We start from the raw sequence: 23,749 nt of genomic DNA, 5'->3' as shown, positions 1-23,749 counted from the left end.
GGAGACACCCACCATGCCCGCTTTCAACCGCCCGCCCGACTGGCAGCAACAGGCGGACCGGCACTCCGAACTGGTCGACCCCGTACTCACCGTGCGCCAGCTCGGCCGCTTCGACCTCAACCTCAAGTCGTTCGTCCGCATCGACCACGCCCTGGTCTTCTCCACCCCGAAGGGCGGCTACGAGCCGTATCTGCCGCCCCGCCGTCCCACCCGCGCCGAGATCGTGGCGAACCGGTACACGGCCGTGTACGAGGTGGACATGGGGGTGCACCCGTTCTCGACCGAGCTCACCCTGCCCAGCGACAACGACGCGTTCGAGTTCACCGCCGCGGTGGACCTGTCCTGGCAGGTCCTCGATCCGGCCCGGTTCGTGGCGAGCGGGCACCGGGACGTGCCGGCGCTGGCGCTGGGCGAACTGCAGCAGGCGGCCCGGCCGGTGAGCCGGCGGTTCGCGATCGCCGACAGCGCGGCCGCCGAGCGCGAGCTGCTGCAGGCGATCACCGTGCTGGGGCCGCTCGGGGCGGGCGCGGGGCTGCAGGTGACCTGGACGCTGCGGGTGCGGCGCGACCAGGAGAACATCGACCACCAGCGCCGGCTCCAGGCCATCGACCACTCCGCCACCGAGCAGATCCACGCGGCCGAGCAGGGCATGCGGATCGACGTCGAGGTGGACCGCCGGGGCAGACAGCAGGACCAGCTCCAACTGGAGCGGGCCACGGCCTACGGCCGTCAGCAGCAGGAGCTGATCCTCCAGCAGCAGAGATGGCAGCACGAGCAGGCCCTGCTGATGAGCGGGCAGCAGCACCAACTGGCCCTGCAGCAGGGGCAGCAGATGCTGGAGCTGCAGCGCATCGAGGAAGAGAAGATCAACTTCTACCAGTACCACCTGCAGCAGGGCGGTGTGCACGCCTGGGCCCTGCACCTCGCCCAGCACCCCGAGGACTCCCAGCTGGTCATGAACAGCATGCGCGAGGACCAGCTCCGCATGATCAAGGCCCAGATGGACCTGGTGGGCCAGCTGCTCAGCGGTGACCAGGCCGAGAACTACGAGTTGGAGGGCCCGAAGCAGCTCGCCCTGCGCACGGTCAGCGACATCCTCAACCAACGGCTCCCGGGGGTCCCGCAGAACCCGCCGCTGCTGCCGCCGCAGGGACCCGGGCCGGAGTACGGCGGCCTCGGTCACCCCGGCCCGCCGGGCACGGAACCGCCGACGCCCGTGGAGCAGGACTTCGGGGCACCGGGGCCAGAGGGACCGCGGGGGCCGGCGCAGGGCCCGCAGGGGTATCAGCCACCGACCCTTCCCGGCATCCCGGGCCCTTACGGCACTCCCCAGGCCAACCCCTACGCGCCGCCGCCCGCGCCTCCCGCCCAGTCGGCCTGGCAGCCCTCGCCGCCTTACACCCCCGCGGGGCAGCCGTCGCCGTTCTCCACCCCGTATCCGGGCGTTCCCACACCGCCGCCCGCCGCACCGCCGCAGCCCGCCGCACCACCGCCGCCGCCCGCAACGTCCTGGCAGCCCCCGCCCGGCTACGGCAGCAGCCCGACCCTGCCCAGCCGGCCGACCGCCCCCGAGCCGGGCGCCGCTCAGGCGCCGGTGCCTGCGCCCCAGCCCGCTCAGACCCACCCGGACGACCAGGACGACTCCCCGGAGGCACCCGGCTCATGACCGCCCTCGACCCGTCGCCCGCGCCCGACACCGACACTCCCCGGCCCCCGGTCTCCGCGGAACGCCTACGCGTCTGCGAGCGGCTCCTCGCCGATCTGCGCACCGAGATCGGGCGGGCCGACAGCAAGGCGTCGGTGCTGGTCGCCGCGCTCGGGATGACGGCCGGTGTGTTCAGCGGGCTGCTGGCGGGACGGGGCTGGACCCCCTCGGCCATGTCCACCGCGGGCACGGTGGTGTGGTGGTCCGGGGCGCTCTCCCTCGGTCTCTCCCTCTTCGCCATGCTGCTGGCCGTGCTCCCCCGCTACGACTGCGGGGCGTGGACGCCCGGCCGCCCGCTGACCTACTTCGGCGACATCCGGCAGGCCGTACGGCAGGGCTGCCTGGAGTCCGCACTCACCGACACGGAACACAACCCGCTCGCCGCTCTGACCGAGGCGCTCACCGAATCGAGCCGTCTCGCCGCCCGCAAACACCAGTGGATCCGCGTCGGCCTGATCGCCTTCTGCGTCGGCACGGTCCTGCTGCCCGCGTCCCTGCTCATCGGCTGAGCCGCAACGCCGCCGTCCCCGCACCGAACGACCCGACAGGAATCGGAACCGCCATGACCCAACCACCGGAGTATCCCCAGCCGTCGGTACCGCCGCAGTACCCGCAGTCGGCCCAGCCTCCCCAGCCTCCCCAGTACCCGCAGGCTTCCGGTCACCCGCAGGCACCGCAGTACCCCGCTCAGACCGCTCCCGCCTACCCCCAGGCCGCCCCGCAGTATCCGCAACAGGCAGCCCCACCTCCGCAGTACCCGGGCGCTCCCGCGCCGGCGGCCGCCATACCGCCCGTGCCGACCGCGCCGCCGTATCCCACTCCGCCCGATCCCACCGCACACCCCCACCACATCAGCACCGACCACGGCCGCGTCCACATCCGCCGCGACCAGCGCCGTACCGACGCCACGAGTGTCGGCAGCCTGCTGCTCCACCTGCCGAACTTCCTGTGCAGCCTGTTCGTCGTCGGGCTCGTCTCGGCCTTCTTCGGCGGTTTCGGCATCGTCGTGGTGTTGGCGTGGCTCGCCAGCGGCGCACTCGTCTTCCATCGCCCCACGGAAAGCGCCGTCGCGCGCCGTTTGCTCGGTCTGCGCTACCCCACTCCGCAAGAACGAGCCAAACTCGAACCGGTCTGGCGTGAGGTCACGGCCCGGGCCGGCATAGAGGGCCGTAACTACGAGCTGTGGGTGGAGGACAGCGACGGCCTGAACGCGGTCGCCGCGGCCGGCCACATCGTGGGTGTCACCCGCTTCGCCATGAACCAGCTGCCCAACGGCGAACTCGCCGCCGTCATGGCACACGAGCTGGGTCACCACGTCGGCGGCCACGCCTGGTCCGGGCTCCTCGGCTACTGGTACGCGCTGCCCGGCCGGCTCGCCTGGCGCTTCCTCAAGGCGTTCTCCAGCGTCGTGTTCAAGGTGTCGCGGGCGTTCGGCTGCTTCGGCGTCGCCATCGTCGTCACGGTCATCGGCGGTATCGCCCTGGCGACGATCAGCTCGCTCTACGGCCTTCCCCTGCTCGTCCTCCTCGTCCCGTACGCGCTCGCCGCGGTCGGCCGCCGCTCCGAGTTGCGGGCCGACGAGCACGCCGCCGAGCTGGGCTTCGCCCCGATGCTCGCCTCCGTACTGGCGAAGCTGCACCAGCACGAGCAGCAGACGGAGGCCGCGCTCACGGCGGCGAACGGCGGTGTGAAGCTGGAGGAGAGCGCCCTCAGCAAACTGCTCTCCTCCCACCCGGACTACCACACCCGGCTGCACCACCTGCAGCCCTACCTGCAGCAGCCGTCGCGCTGAGGCCGCCGCACAGCGGCGACGGTACGCCGAAGGGCGGCCACCCCCAACGGGGTGACCGCCCTTCAACTCAAGCGATCGCTCGCCTACTGGTTGTACGGACCGTAGTCGTAGTCCTCCAGCGGAACGGCCTGGCCGGAGCCGGTGCCGAACGGCGAGTAGTCGATGTCGTCGTAGCCGACGGCCGAGTACATCGCGGCCTTGGCCTCCTCGGTCGGCTCGACCCGGATGTTGCGGTAGCGGGACAGACCCGTACCGGCCGGGATGAGCTTACCGATGATGACGTTCTCCTTGAGGCCGATCAGGGAGTCGGACTTGGCGTTGATCGCCGCGTCCGTGAGGACCCTGGTCGTCTCCTGGAAGGACGCCGCCGACAGCCACGACTCGGTCGCCAGCGAGGCCTTGGTGATACCCATCAGCTGCGGACGGCCGGAGGCCGGGTGGCCGCCTTCCTGGACCACACGACGGTTCTCGACCTCGAACTTCGAGCGCTCGACCAGCTCGCCGGGCAGCAGCTCGGCGTCGCCGGACTCGATGATCGTCACACGGCGCAGCATCTGCCGGATGATGATCTCGATGTGCTTGTCGTGGATCGACACACCCTGCGAGTTGTAGACCTTCTGGACCTCGCCGACCAGGTGGACCTGGACGGCACGCTGGCCCAGGATGCGCAGCACGTCGTGCGGGTTGGTGGCACCCACGGTGAGCTTCTGGCCCACCTCGACGTGCTCGCCCTCGCTGACCAGGAGTCGGGCACGCTTCGAGATCGGGTACGCCGTCTCGTCGCTGCCGTCGTCCGGGGTGACGACGATCTTCTTGGTCTTCTCGGTCTCCTCGATCCGGACGCGGCCGGAGGCCTCGGAGATCGGGGCGACACCCTTCGGGGTACGGGCCTCGAAGAGCTCGACGACACGCGGCAGACCCTGGGTGATGTCGTCACCGGCCACACCACCGGTGTGGAAGGTACGCATCGTCAGCTGGGTACCGGGCTCACCGATGGACTGGGCGGCGATGATGCCGACCGCCTCACCGATGTCGACCAGCTTGCCGGTGGCCAGCGAGCGGCCGTAGCACATGGCGCAGGTGCCGACCTGGGACTCGCAGGTCAGGATCGAGCGGGTCTTGACCTCCTCGACACCGTGGTGCACCAGCTGGTCGATGAGCACGTCGCCCAGGTCCACGTTGGCCGGCGCGATCACCTTGCCGTCGATGACGACGTCCTCGGCGAGCATGCGGGCGTAGACGCTGGTCTCGACGTCGTCCGCCTTGCGCAGCACACCGTCGGCGCCGCGGTTGGCGATCCGCAGCTTCAGACCGCGCTCGGTGCCGCAGTCCTCCTCGCGGATGATGACGTCCTGGGAGACGTCCACCAGGCGACGGGTCAGGTAACCCGAGTCGGCGGTACGCAGAGCGGTGTCCGCCAGACCCTTACGGGCACCGTGCGTGGAGATGAAGTACTCCAGCACGGACAGACCCTCACGGAACGACGCCTTGATCGGACGCGGGATCGTCTCGTTCTTCGCGTTCGACACCAGACCACGCATACCGGCGATCTGACGCATCTGCATCATGTTGCCTCGTGCACCCGAGTTCACCATCATGAAGATCGGGTTGGTCTTCGGGAAGTTGTCGTTCATCGCCTCGGCGACCTCGTTGGTCGCCTTGGTCCAGATCGCGATGAGCTCCTGCGTGCGCTCGTCCTTGGTGATCAGACCGCGCTCGTACTGCTTCTGGACCTTCTCGTCCTGCGCCTCGTAGCCCTTGACGATCTCCTTCTTCGCCTCGGGAACGACGACGTCGGAGATGGCCACGGTGACACCGGAACGGGTCGCCCAGTAGAAGCCCGCCGCCTTCAGGTTGTCGAGCGTCGCCGCCACGATGACCTTGGGGTAGCGCTCGGCGAGGTCGTTGACGATCTCGGAGAGCTGCTTCTTGCCGACCTCGTAGTCGACGAACGGGTAGTCCTCGGGCAGCAGCTCGTTGAAGAGCGCGCGGCCCAGGGTCGTCCGCAGGCGGAAGGTGTCACCCTGCTGCCACTCCGGCTCGCCCTCCTCCTGCGCCGGCGGGGTCCAGCCGCGCGGCGGGATGGTGCCCACCGGGAAGCGGATGTCCACGCGCGACTGCAGCGAGAGCTCGCCGGCGTCGAACGCCATGATCGCCTCGGCGACGGACGCGAAGGAGCGCTCCTCGCCCTTGACGTTGCGCATCTCGCCGTCGGTGGTGAGGAAGAACAGACCGAGGACCATGTCCTGGGTCGGCATCGTCACCGGACGGCCGTCGGCGGGCTTGAGGATGTTGTTCGAGGACAGCATCAGGATGCGGGCCTCGGCCTGCGCCTCCGCGGACAGCGGCAGGTGCACGGCCATCTGGTCACCGTCGAAGTCCGCGTTGAACGCGGTGCAGACGAGCGGGTGGATCTGGATGGCCTTGCCCTCGACCAGCTGCGGCTCGAAGGCCTGGATGCCGAGGCGGTGCAGGGTGGGAGCACGGTTCAGCAGCACCGGGTGCTCGGCGATGACCTCTTCGAGGACGTCGTACACGACCGTGCGGCCGCGCTCCACCATGCGCTTGGCGCTCTTGATGTTCTGCGCGTGGTTCAGGTCCACCAGGCGCTTCATCACGAACGGCTTGAAGAGCTCCAGCGCCATCGCCTTCGGCAGACCGCACTGGTGCAGCTTCAGCTGCGGACCGACGACGATCACGGAACGCGCGGAGTAGTCCACACGCTTGCCGAGCAGGTTCTGACGGAAACGGCCCTGCTTGCCCTTCAGCATGTCGCTGAGGGACTTCAGCGGGCGGTTGCCGGGACCGGTGACCGGACGGCCACGACGGCCGTTGTCGAACAGCGCGTCCACGGCCTCCTGGAGCATGCGCTTCTCGTTGTTCACGATGATCTCGGGCGCACCGAGGTCGAGAAGCCGCTTCAGGCGGTTGTTGCGGTTGATCACACGGCGGTACAGGTCGTTCAGGTCGGAGGTCGCGAAGCGGCCACCGTCCAGCTGCACCATCGGGCGAAGGTCCGGCGGGATGACCGGCACGCAGTCCAGCACCATGCCCTTGGGGCTGTTGCTGGTCTGCAGGAACGCGGAGACGACCTTCAGGCGCTTGAGCGCACGGGTCTTCTTCTGGCCCTTGCCGGTACGGATGATCTCGCGGAGGCGCTCGGCCTCCTCCTCCAGGTCGAAGGACTCCAGGCGCTTCTGCAGCGCCGCAGCACCCATCGAGCCGTCGAAGTACGTGCCGAAGCGGTCACGGAGCTCGCGGTAGAGGAGCTCGTCACCCTCGAGGTCCTGGACCTTGAGGTTCTTGAACCGGGTCCACACCTCGTCGAGACGGTCGATCTCGCGCTGCGCACGGTCGCGCAGCTGCTTCATCTCACGCTCGGCACCCTCGCGCACCTTGCGGCGCACGTCGGCCTTGGCACCCTCGGCCTCGAGCTCGGCCAGGTCGGACTCGAGCTTCTTGGCGCGGGCCTCCAGGTCGGCGTCCCGGCGGTTCTCGATCTGCTGACGCTCGACCGAGACATGCGCCTCCAGGGAGGGCAGGTCGCGGGTACGGCGCTCCTCGTCGACGTACGTGATCATGTACGCCGCGAAGTAGATGACCTTCTCGAGGTCCTTGGGCGCCAGGTCCAGCAGGTAGCCGAGGCGCGAGGGGACACCCTTGAAGTACCAGATGTGCGTGACGGGGGCGGCCAGTTCGATGTGGCCCATCCGCTCACGGCGCACCTTGGCGCGAGTGACCTCGACGCCGCAGCGCTCACAGATGATGCCCTTGAACCGGACACGCTTGTACTTGCCGCAGTAGCACTCCCAGTCCCGGGTCGGACCGAAGATCTTCTCGCAGAAGAGTCCGTCCTTTTCGGGCTTGAGGGTGCGGTAGTTGATGGTCTCGGGCTTCTTGACCTCGCCGTGGCTCCACTGACGGATGTCGTCAGCGGTGGCCAGGCCGATCCGGAGCTCGTCGAAGAAGTTGACGTCGAGCACTATGCGTCAATCCCTCTCAGGGTTGTAAGTCTTTGGTCTGATACGGGGGTCCAGGGGCCGGCCGGAGGGTCCTCACCAGGTCCTCCGGCCGGACTCCCGTCAGACCTCTTCGACGCTGCTCGGCTCGCGCCGGGACAGGTCGATGCCGAGCTCCTCCGCAGCGCGGAAGACATCCTCGTCGGTGTCACGCATCTCGATGGACATACCGTCGCTGGACAGCACCTCCACGTTCAGGCAGAGCGACTGCATCTCCTTGATGAGCACCTTGAAGGACTCGGGGATGCCGGGCTCGGGGATGTTCTCGCCCTTGACGATGGCCTCGTAGACCTTCACGCGGCCGGTGACGTCGTCGGACTTGATGGTCAGCAGCTCCTGGAGGGCGTATGCGGCGCCGTAAGCCTCCAGCGCCCACACCTCCATCTCGCCGAACCGCTGGCCACCGAACTGGGCCTTACCACCCAGCGGCTGCTGGGTGATCATCGAGTACGGGCCGGTCGAACGCGCGTGCAGCTTGTCGTCGACCAGGTGGTGCAGCTTCAGGATGTACATGTAGCCGACCGAGATCGGCTCCGGGAACGGCTCACCGCTACGGCCGTCGAACAGCCGCGCCTTGCCGGACGGGAGCACCATGCGCTCGCCGTCGCGGTTCGGGATGGTGTGCTGCAGCAGACCCGCGAGCTCGTCCTCGCGCGCACCGTCGAAGACGGGGGTTGCGACGTTCGTGCCCGGGTCGACCTGGTCGGCGCCGATGGCCTGCAGGCGCTGCGCCCACTCGTCGGCGAGACCGGAGACGTCCCAGCCACGGCTGGCGAGCCAGCCGAGGTGGATCTCGAGCACCTGTCCCGGGTTCATTCGGGACGGCACACCCAGCGGGTTGAGGATGATGTCGACCGGAGTTCCGTCCTCGAGGAACGGCATGTCCTCGATGGGCAGGATCTTCGAGATGACACCCTTGTTGCCGTGCCGGCCGGCGAGCTTGTCACCGTCGGTGATCTTGCGCTTCTGCGCCACGTACACGCGCACCAGCTGGTTCACACCGGGGGGAAGCTCGTCGCCCTCCTCGCGGTCGAAGACGCGGACGCCGATGACCTTGCCGGTCTCGCCGTGCGGCACCTTCAGCGAGGTGTCACGGACCTCACGGGCCTTCTCACCGAAGATCGCGCGCAGCAGGCGCTCCTCCGGCGTCAGCTCGGTCTCACCCTTCGGGGTCACCTTGCCGACGAGGATGTCGCCGGCGATGACCTCGGCACCGATGCGGATGATGCCGCGCTCGTCGAGGTCGGCGAGGACCTCCTCGGAGACGTTCGGGATGTCCCGGGTGATCTCCTCGGGGCCGAGCTTGGTGTCACGGGCGTCGACCTCGTGCTCCTCGATGTGGATCGAGGAGAGGACGTCGTCCTGCACGAGGCGCTGCGACAGGATGATCGCGTCCTCGTAGTTGTGACCCTCCCACGGCATGAACGCCACGAGCAGGTTCTTGCCGAGCGCCATCTCGCCGTTCTGGGTGGCCGGACCGTCGGCGAGGACCTGGCCCTCGATGATCCGGTCGCCCTCGTTGACGATGACCTTCTGGTTGACCGAGGTGCCCTGGTTGGAGCGGGCGAACTTGGCCAGGCGGTACGTGATGTACGTGCCGTCGTCGTTGGCGGTGGTGATGTAGTCCGCGGAGACCTCCTGGACCACACCCGCCTTCTCGGCCTTGACCACGTCACCGGCGTCGACGGCGGAGCGGTACTCCATGCCGGTGCCGACGAGCGGGGACTCGCTCTTGATCAGGGGCACTGCCTGACGCATCATGTTCGCGCCCATGAGGGCACGGTTGGCGTCGTCGTGCTCGAGGAAGGGGATCATGGCGGTCGCGACCGACACCATCTGGCGCGGCGAGACGTCCATGTAGTCCACGTCGTCACCGGCGACGTAGTCGACCTCACCGCCACGGCGGCGGACCAGGACCCGGTTCTCGGCGAAGCGCATGTCGTCCGAGAGCGTGGCGTTGGCCTGCGCGATGACGAAGCGGTCCTCCTCGTCGGCCGTCAGGTAGTCGACCTCGTCGGTGACCTGGCCGTCGACGACCTTGCGGTACGGCGTCTCGACGAAGCCGAACGCGTTGACCCGGCCGTAGGAGGCGAGCGAGCCGATCAGACCGATGTTCGGGCCTTCAGGCGTCTCGATCGGGCACATGCGGCCGTAGTGGGACGGGTGCACGTCACGGACCTCGAAGCCGGCCCGCTCACGGGAGAGACCACCCGGACCAAGAGCCGACAGACGGCGCTTGTGGGTGAGACCCGACAGCGGGTTGTTCTGGTCCATGAACTGCGACAGCTGGCTGGTGCCGAAGAACTCCTTGATGGAGGCGACGACCGGCCGGATGTTGATCAGGGTCTGCGGCGTGATCGCCTCGACGTCCTGGGTCGTCATGCGCTCGCGGACGACACGCTCCATACGAGCCAGACCCGTGCGGACCTGGTTCTGGATGAGCTCGCCGACGCTGCGCAGACGACGGTTGCCGAAGTGGTCGATGTCGTCGGTCTCGACGACGATCGACTGGCCGCTGTCACCAACGGTCTCGGTCTCGCCCGCGTGCAGCTTCACCAGGTACTTGATCGTCGAGATGATGTCCTCGACGGTCAGGATGCCCGCGTCGAGCGGAGCGTCCGCACCCAGCTTCTTGTTGACCTTGTAGCGGCCGACCTTGGCGAGGTCGTAGCGCTTCGGGTTGAAGTACAGGTTCTCCAGCAGCGTCTGCGCGGCCTCACGCGTGGGGGGCTCGCCCGGGCGCAGCTTGCGGTAGATGTCGAGCAGCGCGTCGTCCTGGCCCTGGGTGTGGTCCTTCTCCAGGGTGGCGCGCATGGACTCGTACTCGCCGAACTCCTCCAGGATCTGCTCGGTCGTCCAGCCGAGAGCCTTGAGCAGAACGGTCACGGACTGCTTGCGCTTGCGGTCGATGCGCACACCGACCATGTCGCGCTTGTCGATCTCCATCTCCAGCCAGGCACCCCGGGAGGGGATGATCTTGGCGGAGAAGATGTCCTTGTCGGACGTCTTGTCGATGGAGGAGTCGAAGTAGACACCGGGCGAACGGACCAGCTGCGACACCACGACACGCTCGGTGCCGTTGATGACGAAGGTGCCCTTGTTCGTCATGAGCGGGAAGTCGCCCATGAAGACCGTCTGGGACTTGATCTCGCCGGTCTCGTTGTTGGTGAACTCAGCCGTCACGAAGAGCGGAGCGGCGTACGTGAAGTCGCGCTCCTTGCACTCGTCGATGCTGTTCTTCGGCGGCTCGAAACGGTGGTCGCGGAACGTCAGCGACATCGACCCGGAGAAGTCCTCGATCGGGGAGATCTCCTCGAAGATCTCCTCCAGACCGGACTTGGTGGGGACGTCCTGACCGGACTCCAGAGCCGCCTCGACCCGACTCTGCCAGGCGGTGTTCCCGAGCAGCCAGTCAAAGCTCTCGGTCTGCAGCGCGAGCAGGTTGGGAACCTCGAGGGGCTCCTTGATCTTTGCAAAGGAGATGCGCAGCGGGGCGGTGCTGGCACCGTTGTTCGTATTCGCGGTCGAGGCAGTGCGCGAGGCGGCCAAGAGGGGGTCCTTCCGAGGGCTCGGACTCACTACGCGCGTACCGGTCCCTCTCCCACACACAGAGACAGGACTCCCCGATTTGGCCGAAAGGCCAGGTCAGGGACGTTCTGATCGTCGGTGTTCAAGCGAGGGCATGCCCCTGGTGACGGGCAGGGGACAGCTAACAGGCAGCGCAAAGGGTCAGTGTAGCCACTTGGCACACTGATGTCCAGCCCCGGTTTTCGGAGACCCTCGTTGTTCTCAACACCTGCGGCAAGCCCACGCCCTCAATGCACGTTGATACTGCCCTCTTCATCGTCGATCCATGCCTCGGATTCGGATCCTTGTGACGACGCGTCCTGAGAATTGCGCGCTGCGTGCGGTTCGTCAAGGCCCCCATGGCCCAAACCACATACCACCTGGGGTGCTTGGAGGCACGACGAAGATCACCATACTCCGCACACCCGACGGTGCAAGGCAGCCACCACCCGGCACCCAGGAACGCCGAAGAGCGACCACCCGGATGGATGATCGCTCTTCGGTGCTCAGGCGTTACAGCCCCTTGTGGGGCCGAGAGGCCTTACTTGACGTCGACGGAGGCGCCGGCGCCCTCGAGGGCCTCCTTGGCCTTGTCCGCGGCGTCCTTGGCGACCTTCTCGAGAACGGGCTTCGGGGCGCCGTCCACGAGGTCCTTGGCCTCCTTCAGGCCCAGCGAGGTCAGCTCACGCACGACCTTGATGACCTGGATCTTCTTGTCGCCGGCGCCGGTGAGGATGACGTCGAACTCGTCCTTCTCCTCGACCTCGGCGGCGCCACCGGCGGCACCGCCGGCAGCCGGGGCGGCGACGACGGCCGCGGCAGCGGCGGTGACGTCGAACTTCTCCTCGAACGCCTTCACGAACTCGGAGAGCTGGATGAGGGTCATGCCCTCGAACTCGGCGAGCAGTTCGTCCTGGGTGAGAGCCACGATGGCTTTCCTTCCACTAAATTTCGGCTGGTGCCGGATGTACATGTCTGGCGGGCGTACGTTCGGCCCGCTGTGACCGCTCCTTGGGCGGGAGCCTCAGGCGGCGGTCAATGCGCGAGCCGAGTTACTCGGCACCGCCCTGCTCGTCCTGCTTGGCGCGAAGGGCGTCCACGGTGCGGACGAGCTTCGTCGGAAGCGCCTGGAAGAGCTGTGCAGCCTGCGTCTGCTTGCCCTTCAGGGCGCCCGCCAGCTTGGCGAGCAGAACCTCGCGGGACTCGAGGTCCGCAAGCTTCTTGATCTCGTCGGCGGACAGCGCCTTGCCGTCAAGGACACCGCCCTTGATGACGAGGTTCGGGTTGTCCTTGGCGAAGTCACGAAGACCCTTCGCCGACTCCACCGGGTCACCGGTGACGAAGGCGACCGCCGTCGGACCGTTGAACAGGTCGTCGAGCGTCGAGATCCCGGCCTCGTTGGCCGCAATCTTGGTCAGCGTGTTCTTCACCACGGCGTACTGGGCGTTCTCACCGAGCGAGCGACGCAGCGTCTTGAGCTGCGCCACGGTGAGACCCCGGTACTCGGTCAGCACAGCGGCGCTCGAGCTACGGAACTGCTCCGTGAGCTCGGCCACCGCGGCAGCCTTGTCGGGCCTTGCCATGAGCGTCGGCCTCCTTCCGGGTGATGACGACCGCTCGGAAGGGGCTGGGGAAAACGAAACGCCCCGGCGCAGGCGCACGGGGCGTAGCTCGACCGAATCATCACAGCGCCAGCTGCGAACTCCGGGAGCACTTCCACAGTCACCTGCGCGGGTCGTCCGCGGTTCAGCGGATCCTTCGGCCACCGCACCCTCCAGGAGCGCACGGCAACGACCAGCGGTCTTTGGCTTCCCCAGGAGGGTACGTGACCGGATCGCTGTCAAGCAAATCCGGTCCTGCGGCTCAGCTCCGGGCGCCCTTCATCATCGCGGCGAGGTCGGCGGTGTCCTTGGCCGGCGGGGCCGTGACCTGCACCGGCTTGTTGATGTCGAGGAACGTGAAGGTCAGGTCGAGCGGGCCCTTGTCGGCCTCGCCGCGCATCCGGAACTGCTTGGTGTGGTCGTCGCCGTCGATCCACATGTCCATGGTGAACGCGTCGACGCCCATCTTCTCGAACTGATCGAGGCTCTTCTCGCGCTGTTCCCCTACGGTCTTGCCCTTGTCCCTGTCCTTGAGCGCAGCCTTGAGGTCGGCGACGGTGACCTTGCCCTCGTAGTGGGTGGTCTTCACGCCCTCGACGGTCTCGGTGCCGACCTTCTTCACGTTCTTGGAGCCGGTGAGGAAGGTGGAGTTGGCCGCCGGATTCTGGTTGGCCTGGCCGGCGCCCAGCTGGTCCGCGTTCAGCCCCTTGCCGCCGCCGAGCGCGGACATGTCGAGCTTGATCCAGCTCTTGCCGTCCATCTCCTTGGCCATGGAGGCGTTCCCGCCGATGTACATGGCCTTGCCGACGAGGCGGATCTCGACGGGGCCCTCGGTGGCCTGGTCCGGGGCCGTCATCTTCATGCTCATGGCCAGCGGCTTCATGCTCATCGCCGCCTCGGCGTTGACCCGGCCCTCGCCCGGGACCTTGCCCTTCATCCGGTAGTGCGCGGACTTGATCTCTTCGCTGTTCTTCGCGGCCTTGGCGACGGCTGCCGCCGGTGTCATCGCGGGCGACTCGGCGGAGTCGCTCTTCTGACAGCCGACCGCTCCCCCGGCGAGCAGCAGGGCGGCGAGGCCTGCGCCCGTCGCTTTACGGCGCGTCGAAACCCGTACGGAAGTCCCCATTGATTCCCCCCATGTAATGCATGGCTGATACACAGTAAGGAGCCGAGCCTAACCTCAGGAGGCTGCAGGAGTCTTCCGTATTCCCGGTGACATCAGCAGCCCCGCCGCGTCAGGAGCTGCTGCCGGATCCGCTCGCGGTGTCGCTGCTGCCCGGTGTCCAGCCCTGCTTCTTCATCAGCTGCTTGAAGTCCTCGGTGTCGCTCGCGGGCGGCTCGGTGGCGGAGACCTTCACGCCGTAGTCGCTGTAGTACGCGGTCTGGGTGTACTCCCCGGCCGACATGCGGCCCTTCTCGACCTTCTTGACCAGGAGGTTCTGGTCGTCGACCCAGATGTCGACGGACTCCGTGCTGACGCCGGCCTGGGTGAGCTGCTTCTTCAGGCCGGCGAGCTGGCTCGCGGTGAGGTTGGAGTTCTTGCGGGCGAGGTCGGCGACGTCCACCGTGCCCGAGTAGTGCGTGGTGTCGACGCCGCGCACCTTCTCGGTGCCGACCTTCTTGACGTCCCCGGAGGCCAGCAGGAGCTTCACCGACTGGTTGGGGGTCGTGTTCTGCATCTGGTCCTTGAGGTACGCGCCGGAGCTGCCGCCGAGCTCGGCGAGGTCCGCGTAGCCGTACCGGAGCCAGTGCTTGCCGCCCGCCTGCTGGGCGAACTTGTCGCCCATCCTGGCGTAGTACGCGTCGGGCAGATAGCGGGCCTCCATCGACGTGGTGCCGAGCCGGCGCATGGTGGCCGCGATGGTGCCGCCGGTGTACGTGATGGTCATGTTGCCGGTGAGACCGTCCGCCCAGCCGAGGGCTCCGTCGCCCGTCATGGACATCAGGGAGCCCATGGTGGTCGTGGACTCGACCTTCGCCGAGTCGGCGCCGTCGGTGGACTTCTCGGCGGTGCGCAGGGCCGCTATGGGGCTGACGTGCGTCGCGCCCTTGCCGGAGGCCCCCTCGCCCTTGCCGGAGGAGTCCGAGGAACTGCAGGCGGCCACGCCCGACAGCGCGGTCACCGCTGCGATCGAAAGGCTCACCCGGCGCACGGTCGTGCTCTTCATCGGTCCCCCACCCCTATGCGATTGCTGTGCCCGCACGCTAACGCAGAGCACTGACACCCGTCCGGGAAAAGGGACGAGCCCCGCACCACGGAGGTTGCGGGGCTCGTGTGAAAAACGCGTACGCGCGACTGCCGTCAGGATCAGACGGCGGCCGGGTCCTCCTCGACGAGGAGGTTGCGGGTGCGGTTCGGGTCGACCGGGATGCCGGGGCCGATCGTGGTGCTGATCGCGGCCTTCTTGATGTAGCGACCCTTGGCGGCGGACGGCTTCAGACGGAGGATCTCCTCCAGCGCGGCGCCGTAGTTCTCCACCAGCTTGCTGTCGTCGAACGACACCTTGCCGATGATGAAGTGCAGGTTCGAGTGCTTGTCGACACGGAACTCGATCTTGCCGCCCTTGATGTCGTTGACGGCCTTCGCCACGTCCGGGGTCACGGTGCCGGTCTTGGGGTTCGGCATGAGACCACGGGGACCGAGCACACGGCCGAGGCGGCCGACCTTGCCCATGAGGTCCGGGGTGGCGACGACGGCGTCGAAGTCCAGGCGGCCCTTCGAGACCTCGTCGATCAGTTCGTCGGAGCCGACGATGTCGGCGCCCGCGGCCTCCGCGGCCGCAGCACGGTCACCGGTCGCGAAGACCAGGACCCGGGCGGTCTTACCGGTGCCGTGCGGAAGGTTCACGGTGCCACGGACCATCTGGTCGGCCTTGCGCGGGTCGACACCCAGACGGAAGGCGACCTCGACGGTGCCGTCGAACTTGGTCGTGGAGGTCTCCTTGGCGAGACGGACGGCCTCGAGCGGGGCGTAGAGCTTCTCCCGGTCGATCTTGGCGTCCGCAGCGCGGAGAGACTTGCTGCGCTTGCTCACTACTGCTCCTGTGTATGTCTGAGGAGTCGTGGTCCGGGCCGAGCAGGCCCTGCCACTTCTGCTGCTTGCGGGAGTTGGGCTCAGCCCTCGACCGTGACGCCCATGGAACGCGCGGTACCGGCGATGATCTTCGCGGCGGCGTCCAGGTCGTTGGCGTTGAGGTCGGGGAGCTTGGTCTGGGCGATCTCGCGGACCTGCGCCTCGGTGATCTTGGCGACCTTGGTCTTGTGCGGCTCGCCGGAGCCCTTCTCCACACCCGCGGCCTTGAGGATCATCTTGGCGGCCGGCGGCGTCTTGGTGACGAAGGTGAAGGAGCGGTCCTCGTAGACCGTGATCTCCACCGGGATCACCCAGCCACGCTGCGACTCGGTCGCGGCGTTGTACGCCTTGCAGAACTCCATGATGTTGACGCCGTGCTGGCCCAGCGCGGGGCCGACCGGCGGAGCCGGGTTCGCCGCACCGGCGTTGATCTGGAGCTTGATGAGCCCCGTGACCTTCTTCTTCTTGGGAGGCATTGCTCTCCGGGTCCTTTCGATTGAGGCGTGCCCCCGCCCGGGTCGCGTCCCGGATGAAGGCATACCGCACAACGATAACGGGTATAGATGCGCGGCTGAAAACCGAGCAGGTCAGACCGGCTACGAGAGCCCGCCTGACCTGCGTGGAAGCGGTCCGTCCAGAAGCTGCTAGTTCTTCTGGATCTGGTCGAACGAAAGCTCGACCGGCGTCTCGCGGCCGAAGATCTCCACCAGACCCTTGACCTTCTTCGAGTCGGGGTTGATCTCGTTGATGGTCGCCTGCAGCGTGGCGAACGGGCCGTCGGTGACGGTGACCGAGTCGCCGACCTCGAAGTCCAGCACCTGGACCTCGACCTTGCGCTGCGGAGCGGGCTTGCCCTCGGCCTCGGCGGCCTCGCGGGCGGCCTTCTCCTCGGCCTCCGGGGCGAGCATCTTGACGATCTCGTCCAGGGTCAGCGGGTACGGGTCGTAGGCGTTGCCCACGAAGCCGGTGACGCCGGGGGTGTTGCGGACGACACCCCAGGACTCGTTCGTCAGGTCCATGCGGACGAGAACGTAGCCCGGGAGCTTGTTCTGCTTGATCGTCTTGCGGTCGCCGTTCTTGATCTGGACGACCTCTTCCTGCGGCACCTCGGCCTGGAAGATGTAGTCCTCGACGTTCAGCGAGACGGCGCGCTGCTCCAGGTTGGTCTTCACGCGGTTCTCGTAGCCGGCGTAGGTGTGGATGACGTACCACTCGCCGGGCAGGGAGCGCAGCTCCTCGCGGAGGGCCTCGACCGGGTCGACCGGCTCGGACTCCTCCTCCGCGATCTCTTCCTCGGCGGACTCGTCGTCGGCGGTCTCGTCCTCGTCCACGACCTGCAGGGCGGCCTCCTCGGCCGGCTCGCCCGCCTCGGCCTCGGCAGCCTCGAACTCGTCCTGCTCGTCCGCGCCCTCGACGATGTCGAGCTCGTCGTCCACGGACTCGTCCGGCTCGATGGCGTCGTCGTTCAGGTTCGTGTCAGACACGGTGGCTGCTTCTTCCTGGATACATAGGGGTGGAACATGCGAAAGGGGCGCCGGGTACCTCGGCGCCCTTCGCTCTCGGCTCAGCCGAAGACGTACTTGGCCGCGTGGTTGAGCCCATAGTCAATCACGGTCACCAGGGCGATCATGACGGCGACGAAGAAGATCACCACGGTGGTGTACGACGTCAGCTGGTTGCGCGTAGGCCAGACGACCTTGCGGAGCTCGGCGATGACCTGGCGGTAGAAGAGGGCAAGCCTCTTGAACGGACCCTTCTTGGCCCGCTTACCGCCCTTGCGGGCCTTCTTCTTCGACTCCTGCGCCTCGTCCTGGGCGTCAGGCGTGTCGATGGAGCCCACGGCGTCCGCCATTCGTCCTCACCTGTTCCCGGGTCGTGGCCGTGCCGCGCCCGGTCTGAGCCGCACGGCGTTGCATTGCTGTACGTACATGCGCACACATCCTGGCGAAGGTGTGTGTAGCAGGGCCGGAGGGACTTGAACCCCCAACCGCCGGTTTTGGAGACCGGTGCTCTACCAATTGAGCTACGACCCTTTGTGTGTCCCCCAACGTACCGCATCCGACCGGGTGCTCGGTGTGCACCGCCTGCGGCGCGGCTGCTGATGGCCAACGAGGTGAGAGTGTACGTGGTCCGGAGCGCATCGTCGAACAGAAAGCGCCCGTAGGGGCCTTGGCGGAGGAAGATCGCCGGAAAACCGGTGGAAGATCACCCAGGCCACCGGCTGATTCCGGACAGGTGTTCAGTGGTCGACCCACACATGTTCAGTCTGTGAAACCCGCGTGCCGGGGCCGTTTCCGGTCTGAAACGATGGGCCCCATGAGCGCTGCAACCCCTCCCACCGAGCGCCGGGTCTCCGCCCGAGTCGGCGCGATCTCCGAGTCCGCCACCCTCGCCGTGGACGCCAAGGCCAAGGCCCTCAAGGCCGCCGGGCGTCCGGTGATCGGCTTCGGCGCCGGTGAGCCCGACTTCCCGACCCCGGACTACATCGTCGAGGCGGCCGTCGAGGCCTGCAAGAACCCGAAGTACCACCGGTACACCCCGGCCGGCGGTCTGCCCGAGCTGAAGGCCGCGATCGCCGCGAAGACGCTGCGCGACTCCGGCTGGGAGCCCGACGTCTCGCAGATCCTCGTCACCAACGGCGGGAAGCAGGCCATCTACGAGGCCTTCGCCGCGATCCTCGACCCGGGCGACGAGGTCATCGTCCCGGCGCCGTACTGGACGACGTACCCGGAGTCGATCCGTCTCGCGGGCGGTGTCCCGGTGGAGGTCGTCGCCGACGAGACCACCGGCTACCGCGTCTCGGTCGAGCAGCTCGAGGCCGCCCGTACGGAGAAGACCAAGGTCGTCCTGTTCGTGTCGCCGTCCAACCCGACCGGCGCGGTGTACTCCGAGGCCGACACCGAGGCGATCGGCCGCTGGGCCGTCGAGCACGGCCTGTGGGTGCTGACCGACGAGATCTACGAGCACCTGGTGTACGGCGACGCGGTCTCCGTGTCGCTGCCCGCGCTGCTGCCCGAGCTGCGCGACAAGTGCATCGTGGTCAACGGTGTCGCGAAGACGTACGCGATGACGGGCTGGCGCGTGGGCTGGGTCATCGGCCCGAAGGACGTGGTCAAGGCCGCAACCAACCTGCAGTCGCACGCCACGTCGAACGTGTCGAACGTCGCACAGGTCGCCGCCCTGGCCGCCGTCTCCGGTGACCTCGAGGCCGTCGCGAAGATGCGGGAGGCCTTCGACCGCCGCCGCAAGACCATCGTGCGGATGCTCAACGAGATCGACGGCGTGGTCTGCCCGGAGCCCGAGGGCGCCTTCTACGCGTACCCCTCGGTCAAGGGCCTGCTCGGCAAGGAGATCCGCGGCAAGCGGCCGCAGGACACCGTGGAGCTGGCCGCGCTGATCCTGGAGGAGGCCGAGGTCGCGGTCGTCCCGGGCGAGGCCTTCGGCACGCCGGGTTATCTGCGGCTGTCGTACGCCCTGGGTGACGAGGATCTCGTCGAGGGTGTCAGCCGGATCCAGAAGCTGCTGGCGGAGGCGCAGGACTGACCTGTGCGCGCGTAAGAACGGACTCCCTCGTGCGAGGGGGTCCGTTTTTTCGTGCGAGCAAGACCACGTACGGGGAATCCGCTTCCGGGACGGCCGGGGCGTACGGCAGGATCCTGGAATGGAGCGTGTACGTGATGTCTCTGAGCTGCCGAAGGCCCATCTGCATCTGCACTTCACCGGGTCGATGCGGCCCACCACCGTGCTGGAGCTGGCCGACAAGTACGGTGTGCGACTGCCCGAAGCCCTGACCGAGGCGCTGACCAGCGGGGAGCCGCCGAGGCTGCGGGCGACGGACGAGCGGGGCTGGTTCCGCTTCCAGCGGCTGTACGACGCGGCGCGCTCGTGCCTGAGGGAGCCCGAGGACATCCGGCGTCTGGTGCGGGAGGCCGCCGAGGAGGATCTGAAGGACGGCTCGGGGTGGCTGGAGATCCAGGTCGACCCGACCTCGTACGCGCCCCGTCTGGGCGGTCTGATCCCGGCGCTGGAGATCATCCTGGACGCGGTGGAGACGACCTCGCGGGAGACCGGGCTCGGGATGCGGGTGCTGGTCGCCGCGAACCGGATGAAGCATCCCCTGGACGCGCGGACGCTGGCCCGGCTGGCCGTGCGGTACGCGGACCGGGGTGTGGTCGGCTTCGGGCTGTCCAACGACGAGCGCCGGGGCATGGCGAGGGACTTCGACCGGGCGTTCGCGATCGCCCGCGAGGGTGGGCTGCTGTCGGCGCCGCACGGCGGGGAGCTGACGGGTCCTTCGTCGGTACGGGACTGTCTCGACGACCTGGACGCGAACCGCATCGGGCACGGGGTGCGGGCCGCGGAGGACCCCCGGCTGCTGAGGCGGCTCGCGGAGCGGGGTGTGACCTGTGAGGTCTGTCCCGCTTCGAACGTGGCCCTGGGCGTGTACGAGAAGCCGGAGGACGTTCCGCTGCGGACGCTGTACGACGCCGGTGTCGCGATGGCGCTGGGCGCCGACGACCCGCTCCTGTTCGGCTCCCGGCTGGCCGCGCAGTACGAGATCGCCCGGCAGGCGCACGGTTTCTCGGACCCCGAACTCGCCGAGCTGGCCCGCCAGTCGATCCGGGGCTCGGCCGCCCCGGAAGACGTCAGGGCGCGGCTGCTGGCCGGCGTGGACGAGTGGCTGGCCCGCCCGGCAGCCTGAAGTGGGCGTAGGGCGGATATGCCTTGAAGCAGATCATCACCTCGACCGGATGCCCGCCGCCGGGCGGTTCGGCCAGGGGGCAGATCGATCCCATGTACGCCGAGCGCCCCTGGCCGACACCGCCAGCCTGCTCAGTCCGTCGTGGTCGCCGAGCAGCAGGCCGATGGGGTCGGGAGCGCGCAGGGAGGTGTGCCGCAAGGGGTGCCGGGGCTGGACGACCCGGTATGCGTGTGGTCCGGTGCGGGGCCGGAACTGGCGCAGCCTCAGCCGCACACGGTGCTCCCCGAAGCGGCTGTCCGGGTGTTTGTCATGCACCCAGCGTGAGGTTCACGCGTGCGTGGGCGCAACGGAGATTCCGCCCAGCAGTGTCCTCGCGAGCCGTGCGGCGAACGCGTCGACCGGGGGCCGCTCCCCCGTGTCGGTCATGTCGTAGGCGAACGCGCGCTGTGCGCAGGCGCCCAGCAGCAGGGATGCCGCGGCGAAGGTGTCGGCGTCGGCGCGGACGCGGCCGTGGGCCTGTTCGGCGCGCAGGTAGGCGTCCAGGTCCTGGATGGGGCGGTGCGGGCCGGCGCCGAGCGTGCGCATGGCGTCGTCGTGGCGTCGTTTGAGCTGGGGCTCGGCGTACAGGGAGGCGGCGATCGGGAAGCTCTGCTCGTAGAAGAGTGCGGCCTGGCGGGCGATCCCGGTGAGGTTTGCCTCCAGGGTGCCCTGTCCCGGTTCGGCGGTGAGGCCGGCCAGGAGGGGCGTGAGCCGGGGCAGCCGCTCGGCGAGCACGCGCACGAACAGTTCCTCCTTGCTCTCGAAGTACTTGTAGAGGGCCGCTTCGGAGCAGTCGGCCGCCCGGGCGATCTCCTTGGTGGTGGTGCGGGCGAGTCCGACGGTGAGCATGAGCTCGTGGGCGGCGTCGAGGATGCGGACCCGCGCCGGCTTCGGCTCCATGAGGCGTCCAATCGGCTTGACGAGTGAGTGAGTGATTACCCACTCTAGAGGGAAGCAGGGGTGAGTGAATACTCACCCACCATTCCCGAGTACGGGAGCACTCATGAACCTCACCGTTTTCGGCGCCACCGGCGGCATCGGCCGGGAGATCGTGCGCCAGGCCCTCGGGGCCGGCCACCGGGTGACCGCGGTGGTCCGCGATCCGGCCCGGCTCGACGTCACGGGGGACGCGCTGGAGGTGTTCCGTGCCGACCTCACCGACCCCGACGAGTTGCGCGCCGCCGTCAGCGGCCGGGACGCCGTCCTCTCCGGTCTGGGCGCGCGCAGCCGCAAGGACGCCGGGGTCGCCACCCGGCTGACCCGTACGGTGCTGCGCGCGATGGAGACCGAGCGCGTACGCCGGCTGCTCGTGGTCAGCGCCGCTCCCGTCGGCCCCGCTCCCGACGGCGACGGCGCGTTCGACCGTGCGATGCGCGGTGTGGTGTCGGCCGTCCTGAAGGACATCTACACCGACCTGCGCGGCATGGAGGACGAGCTGGCCCGCAGCGGCACGGACTGGACGTCCGTACGGCCACCGCGCCTGCAGAACAAGCCGCTCACCGGCCGCTATCGCACCGTCGTCGGCGGCTTCCCGAACAAGGGCCGCTTCATCTCACGCGCCGACGTCGCGCACGCCATGCTGGCGATGATCGACGACGAGGGGACGGTGAAGCAGGGGGTGGGACTGGCGTACTAGGCGTACGCCCCATGCCCCGGCCCGTCCTCCCGGGCCGGGCCGGCGCTACAGGCTGACGCCGACCGTCACCGGCTCGTTGACCAGGGTGATGCCGAAGGCCTCGCGGACGCCGCTGACGACCTCGCGGGCGAGCGCGAGCAGGTCCTCGGTGGTGGCTTCGCCGCGGTTGGTGAGGGCGAGGGTGTGCTTGGTGGAGATACGGGCGGGGCCCGTGCCGTAGCCCTTGGTGAAGCCCGCCTTGTCGATCAGCCAGGCCGCGGAGGTCTTGGTGTGGCCTTCGCCCGCCGGGTAGGCGGGGGGCTCCACGCCGTCGCCGAGCCGTTCCTGCACGCGCGCGTGGAAGGCGGCGAACTGGGCGTCGGTGAGGATCGGGTTGGTGAAGAAGGAGCCGGCCGACCAGGTGTCGTGGTCCTCGGGGTCCAGGACCATGCCCTTGCCGGCGCGCAGCTTGAGGACGGTCTCGCGGGCCGCTGCGAGGGGGACGCGGTCGCCGGGTTCGACGCCGAGGGCGCGGGCCGTCTCGGCGTACTTGATGGGGCCGGAGAGGCCGTCGGCGTCCTCGAGTTCGAAGCGGACGCGGAGGACGACGTAGCGCTCCGGGTCGGCCTTGAAGCGGCTGTGGCGGTACGAGAAGGCGCAGTCGGCGTTCGGGACGGTGACCGTTTCTCGGGTGTGGCGGTCGTAGGCGATCACCTCGGTGATGGTCGAGGAGACCTCCTGGCCGTACGCGCCGACGTTCTGGATGGGGGTCGCGCCGGCCGAGCCGGGGATGCCGGCCAGGCACTCGATGCCGGCGAGGCCGGCTTCGACGGTGCGGGCGACGGCGTCGGTCCACACCTCGCCGGCGGCGAGCTCCAGGCGTGTGCCGTCGAGGTCGAAGCCCTTGGTGGCGATGACGAGAGCGGTGCCTGCGAAGCCCTTGTCACCGATGACCAGGTTGGAACCGCCGCCGATCAGCAGGAGCGGGGTGCCGGTGTCGTCGGCCTCGCGGACCGCTGCGATCACCTCGGCGTCGGTGGTGGCGGTGATCAGCCGGGTCGCGGGGCCGCCCAGCCGGAAGGTGGTCAGCGGGGCGAGGGGGGCGTCGTGTCGTTCCTGCACGGGCTCAAGGGTACGAGACGGGGAGTGGGGGGCTGGGGTGCGGATGCCTGCGGCGCTTTGGCGGGGGTGCGGGTGTTTGGCCAGGGGGTGCCGGTGCCTGCGGCGCTTTGGCCGGGGTGCACCTGTGGCGCCTGTGCGGCTGGCTGGGCGCGGATGCCTGTGGCGCCTGTGCGGCTGGCTGGGTGCGGGTGCCTGCGGCGCCTGTGCGGCTGTGGCAGGGGTGGTGCCTGCGGCGCTTTGGCCGGGGTGCACCTGTGGCGCCTGTGCGGCTGGCTGGGTGCGGGTGCCTGCGGCGCCTGTGCGGCTTCGGTGGGGGTGTGGGTAGCGCCTGTAGTTCGGTGGGTGGGGCGGGGCCGCGCCGGGGGGTGTCCGTCCTCGGTCCGGCGGTTGCCGGTGGTTGCGGCTGTGCTCGGGGGTGACGCCGGCCGCTGCGGGCGGACACCCCCCGACACGTCCCCTTCCCGCCGTACGCGACTGCGGGTGCCACTCGCCGCCCTAGCTGCGGGCAGTCCGT

Annotated in this window: 18 protein-coding genes and 1 tRNA gene; 6 read left to right on the top strand and 13 right to left on the bottom strand. The window is 68.5% G+C overall.

Going from position 1 to position 23,749, the window contains the following annotated elements; genetic code table 11:
• Positions 1 to 13: 13 nt before the first annotated feature.
• Genes ACFY1E_RS37195 through ACFY1E_RS37185 form a run of 3 tightly spaced genes read left to right on the top strand, consistent with a single transcriptional unit; the run spans position 14 to position 3,497 of the window.
• A complete protein-coding gene (locus ACFY1E_RS37195; protein WP_389084259.1) occupies positions 14 to 1,666 on the top strand; it encodes a hypothetical protein in 1,653 nt (550 codons plus the stop codon).
• On the top strand, positions 1,663 to 2,214 hold the full coding sequence (locus ACFY1E_RS37190) for a Pycsar system effector family protein (RefSeq protein ID WP_389084256.1): 552 nt from the start codon (positions 1,663 to 1,665) through the stop codon (positions 2,212 to 2,214). Before ACFY1E_RS37195 ends, ACFY1E_RS37190 begins: the two co-directional genes overlap by 4 nt.
• Before the next feature lie 53 nt (positions 2,215 to 2,267).
• Positions 2,268 to 3,497 (top strand): M48 family metalloprotease, encoded by a 1,230-nt coding sequence (locus tag ACFY1E_RS37185; protein WP_389084253.1) that lies wholly within the window; start codon positions 2,268 to 2,270, stop codon positions 3,495 to 3,497.
• 83 nt (positions 3,498 to 3,580) lie between these two features.
• On the opposite strand, the gene ACFY1E_RS37180 is transcribed toward ACFY1E_RS37185, so the two are convergent.
• The 11 genes from ACFY1E_RS37180 to ACFY1E_RS37130 all read right to left on the bottom strand — a co-directional run bounded on the left by ACFY1E_RS37180 (position 3,581) and on the right by ACFY1E_RS37130 (position 17,790).
• Positions 3,581 to 7,480, bottom strand: coding sequence for a DNA-directed RNA polymerase subunit beta' (locus tag ACFY1E_RS37180; RefSeq protein ID WP_351462489.1), 3,900 nt, complete (start codon positions 7,478 to 7,480; stop codon positions 3,581 to 3,583).
• 99 nt (positions 7,481 to 7,579) lie between these two features.
• The gene (rpoB, locus tag ACFY1E_RS37175) at positions 7,580 to 11,065 is read right to left on the bottom strand and encodes a DNA-directed RNA polymerase subunit beta (RefSeq protein WP_389084249.1); all 3,486 of its coding nucleotides are present in this window, start codon (positions 11,063 to 11,065) and stop codon (positions 7,580 to 7,582) included.
• 559 nt (positions 11,066 to 11,624) lie between these two features.
• The gene (rplL, locus tag ACFY1E_RS37170; protein WP_344404711.1) at positions 11,625 to 12,014 is read right to left on the bottom strand and encodes a 50S ribosomal protein L7/L12; all 390 of its coding nucleotides are present in this window, start codon (positions 12,012 to 12,014) and stop codon (positions 11,625 to 11,627) included.
• Between the two features lie 121 nt (positions 12,015 to 12,135).
• Positions 12,136 to 12,666 carry a 50S ribosomal protein L10 gene (gene rplJ, locus ACFY1E_RS37165; protein ID WP_389084246.1) on the bottom strand — a complete coding sequence of 177 codons (531 nt, stop codon included), beginning with the start codon at positions 12,664 to 12,666 and terminating at the stop codon, positions 12,136 to 12,138.
• A gap of 280 nt (positions 12,667 to 12,946) precedes the next feature.
• Positions 12,947 to 13,810: a DUF1396 domain-containing protein gene (locus ACFY1E_RS37160; RefSeq protein ID WP_389084243.1), complete on the bottom strand. Its 864-nt coding sequence runs from the start codon at positions 13,808 to 13,810 to the stop codon at positions 12,947 to 12,949.
• Between the two features lie 109 nt (positions 13,811 to 13,919).
• Positions 13,920 to 14,852, bottom strand: coding sequence for a hypothetical protein (locus tag ACFY1E_RS37155; protein ID WP_389084241.1), 933 nt, complete (start codon positions 14,850 to 14,852; stop codon positions 13,920 to 13,922).
• Between the two features lie 140 nt (positions 14,853 to 14,992).
• Positions 14,993 to 15,718: a 50S ribosomal protein L1 gene (gene rplA / locus ACFY1E_RS37150; RefSeq protein WP_389084238.1), complete on the bottom strand. Its 726-nt coding sequence runs from the start codon at positions 15,716 to 15,718 to the stop codon at positions 14,993 to 14,995.
• Positions 15,719 to 15,798: 80 nt separating this feature from the next.
• On the bottom strand, positions 15,799 to 16,233 hold the full coding sequence (gene rplK, locus ACFY1E_RS37145; protein ID WP_311696792.1) for a 50S ribosomal protein L11: 435 nt from the start codon (positions 16,231 to 16,233) through the stop codon (positions 15,799 to 15,801).
• Between the two features lie 168 nt (positions 16,234 to 16,401).
• A complete protein-coding gene (nusG, locus tag ACFY1E_RS37140; protein WP_389084234.1) occupies positions 16,402 to 17,241 on the bottom strand; it encodes a transcription termination/antitermination protein NusG in 840 nt (279 codons plus the stop codon).
• Between the two features lie 80 nt (positions 17,242 to 17,321).
• Positions 17,322 to 17,609 (bottom strand): preprotein translocase subunit SecE, encoded by a 288-nt coding sequence (gene secE, locus ACFY1E_RS37135; protein WP_115906468.1) that lies wholly within the window; start codon positions 17,607 to 17,609, stop codon positions 17,322 to 17,324.
• 108 nt (positions 17,610 to 17,717) lie between these two features.
• Positions 17,718 to 17,790 (bottom strand) — tRNA-Trp (locus ACFY1E_RS37130).
• A 283-nt stretch (positions 17,791 to 18,073) separates the two neighbouring features.
• Between ACFY1E_RS37130 and ACFY1E_RS37125 the strand changes: the two genes are divergently transcribed.
• Positions 18,074 to 19,300 (top strand): pyridoxal phosphate-dependent aminotransferase, encoded by a 1,227-nt coding sequence (locus tag ACFY1E_RS37125; RefSeq protein WP_389084231.1) that lies wholly within the window; start codon positions 18,074 to 18,076, stop codon positions 19,298 to 19,300.
• Positions 19,301 to 19,418: 118 nt separating this feature from the next.
• Positions 19,419 to 20,459, top strand: coding sequence for an adenosine deaminase (locus ACFY1E_RS37120; protein WP_389084229.1), 1,041 nt, complete (start codon positions 19,419 to 19,421; stop codon positions 20,457 to 20,459).
• Between the two features lie 327 nt (positions 20,460 to 20,786).
• Here ACFY1E_RS37120 and ACFY1E_RS37115 read toward each other — a convergent pair whose 3' ends face one another.
• Positions 20,787 to 21,398 (bottom strand): TetR/AcrR family transcriptional regulator, encoded by a 612-nt coding sequence (locus ACFY1E_RS37115; protein WP_389084226.1) that lies wholly within the window; start codon positions 21,396 to 21,398, stop codon positions 20,787 to 20,789.
• A gap of 103 nt (positions 21,399 to 21,501) precedes the next feature.
• Here ACFY1E_RS37115 and ACFY1E_RS37110 point away from each other — a divergent pair, with 103 nt between their 5' ends.
• Complete coding sequence (locus tag ACFY1E_RS37110) at positions 21,502 to 22,134, top strand: NAD(P)-dependent oxidoreductase (protein ID WP_389084224.1); 633 nt, start codon at positions 21,502 to 21,504, stop codon at positions 22,132 to 22,134.
• 45 nt (positions 22,135 to 22,179) lie between these two features.
• Here the strand turns inward: ACFY1E_RS37110 and ACFY1E_RS37105 are convergent, their stop codons facing one another.
• Positions 22,180 to 23,235: a UDP-N-acetylmuramate dehydrogenase gene (locus ACFY1E_RS37105; protein ID WP_389084221.1), complete on the bottom strand. Its 1,056-nt coding sequence runs from the start codon at positions 23,233 to 23,235 to the stop codon at positions 22,180 to 22,182.
• Positions 23,236 to 23,749 lie beyond the last annotated feature (514 nt).

The sequence above is a fragment of the Streptomyces sp. NPDC001604 genome (assembly GCF_042893475.1).
Lineage (GTDB): Bacteria > Actinomycetota > Actinomycetes > Streptomycetales > Streptomycetaceae > Streptomyces.
The sequence above is the reverse complement of the archived record's forward strand: the minus strand, read 5'-3'. Positions and strand labels throughout refer to the sequence as shown.

Bases quoted from the DNA above. Each gene is read 5' to 3' on its own strand.
- ACFY1E_RS37195 (WP_389084259.1), top strand. From the start codon at position 14: ATGCCCGCTTTCAACCGCCCGCCCGACTGGCAGCAACAGGCGGACCGG.
- ACFY1E_RS37190 (WP_389084256.1), top strand. From the start codon at position 1,663: ATGACCGCCCTCGACCCGTCGCCCGCGCCCGACACCGACACTCCCCGG.
- ACFY1E_RS37185 (WP_389084253.1), top strand. From the start codon at position 2,268: ATGACCCAACCACCGGAGTATCCCCAGCCGTCGGTACCGCCGCAGTAC.
- rplJ (WP_389084246.1), bottom strand. From the start codon at position 12,666: ATGGCAAGGCCCGACAAGGCTGCCGCGGTGGCCGAGCTCACGGAGCAG.
- ACFY1E_RS37160 (WP_389084243.1), bottom strand. From the start codon at position 13,810: ATGGGGACTTCCGTACGGGTTTCGACGCGCCGTAAAGCGACGGGCGCA.
- ACFY1E_RS37155 (WP_389084241.1), bottom strand. From the start codon at position 14,852: ATGAAGAGCACGACCGTGCGCCGGGTGAGCCTTTCGATCGCAGCGGTG.
- rplK (WP_311696792.1), bottom strand. From the start codon at position 16,233: ATGCCTCCCAAGAAGAAGAAGGTCACGGGGCTCATCAAGCTCCAGATC.
- secE (WP_115906468.1), bottom strand. From the start codon at position 17,609: ATGGCGGACGCCGTGGGCTCCATCGACACGCCTGACGCCCAGGACGAG.
- ACFY1E_RS37125 (WP_389084231.1), top strand. From the start codon at position 18,074: ATGAGCGCTGCAACCCCTCCCACCGAGCGCCGGGTCTCCGCCCGAGTC.
- ACFY1E_RS37120 (WP_389084229.1), top strand. From the start codon at position 19,419: ATGGAGCGTGTACGTGATGTCTCTGAGCTGCCGAAGGCCCATCTGCAT.
- ACFY1E_RS37115 (WP_389084226.1), bottom strand. From the start codon at position 21,398: ATGGAGCCGAAGCCGGCGCGGGTCCGCATCCTCGACGCCGCCCACGAG.
- ACFY1E_RS37110 (WP_389084224.1), top strand. From the start codon at position 21,502: ATGAACCTCACCGTTTTCGGCGCCACCGGCGGCATCGGCCGGGAGATC.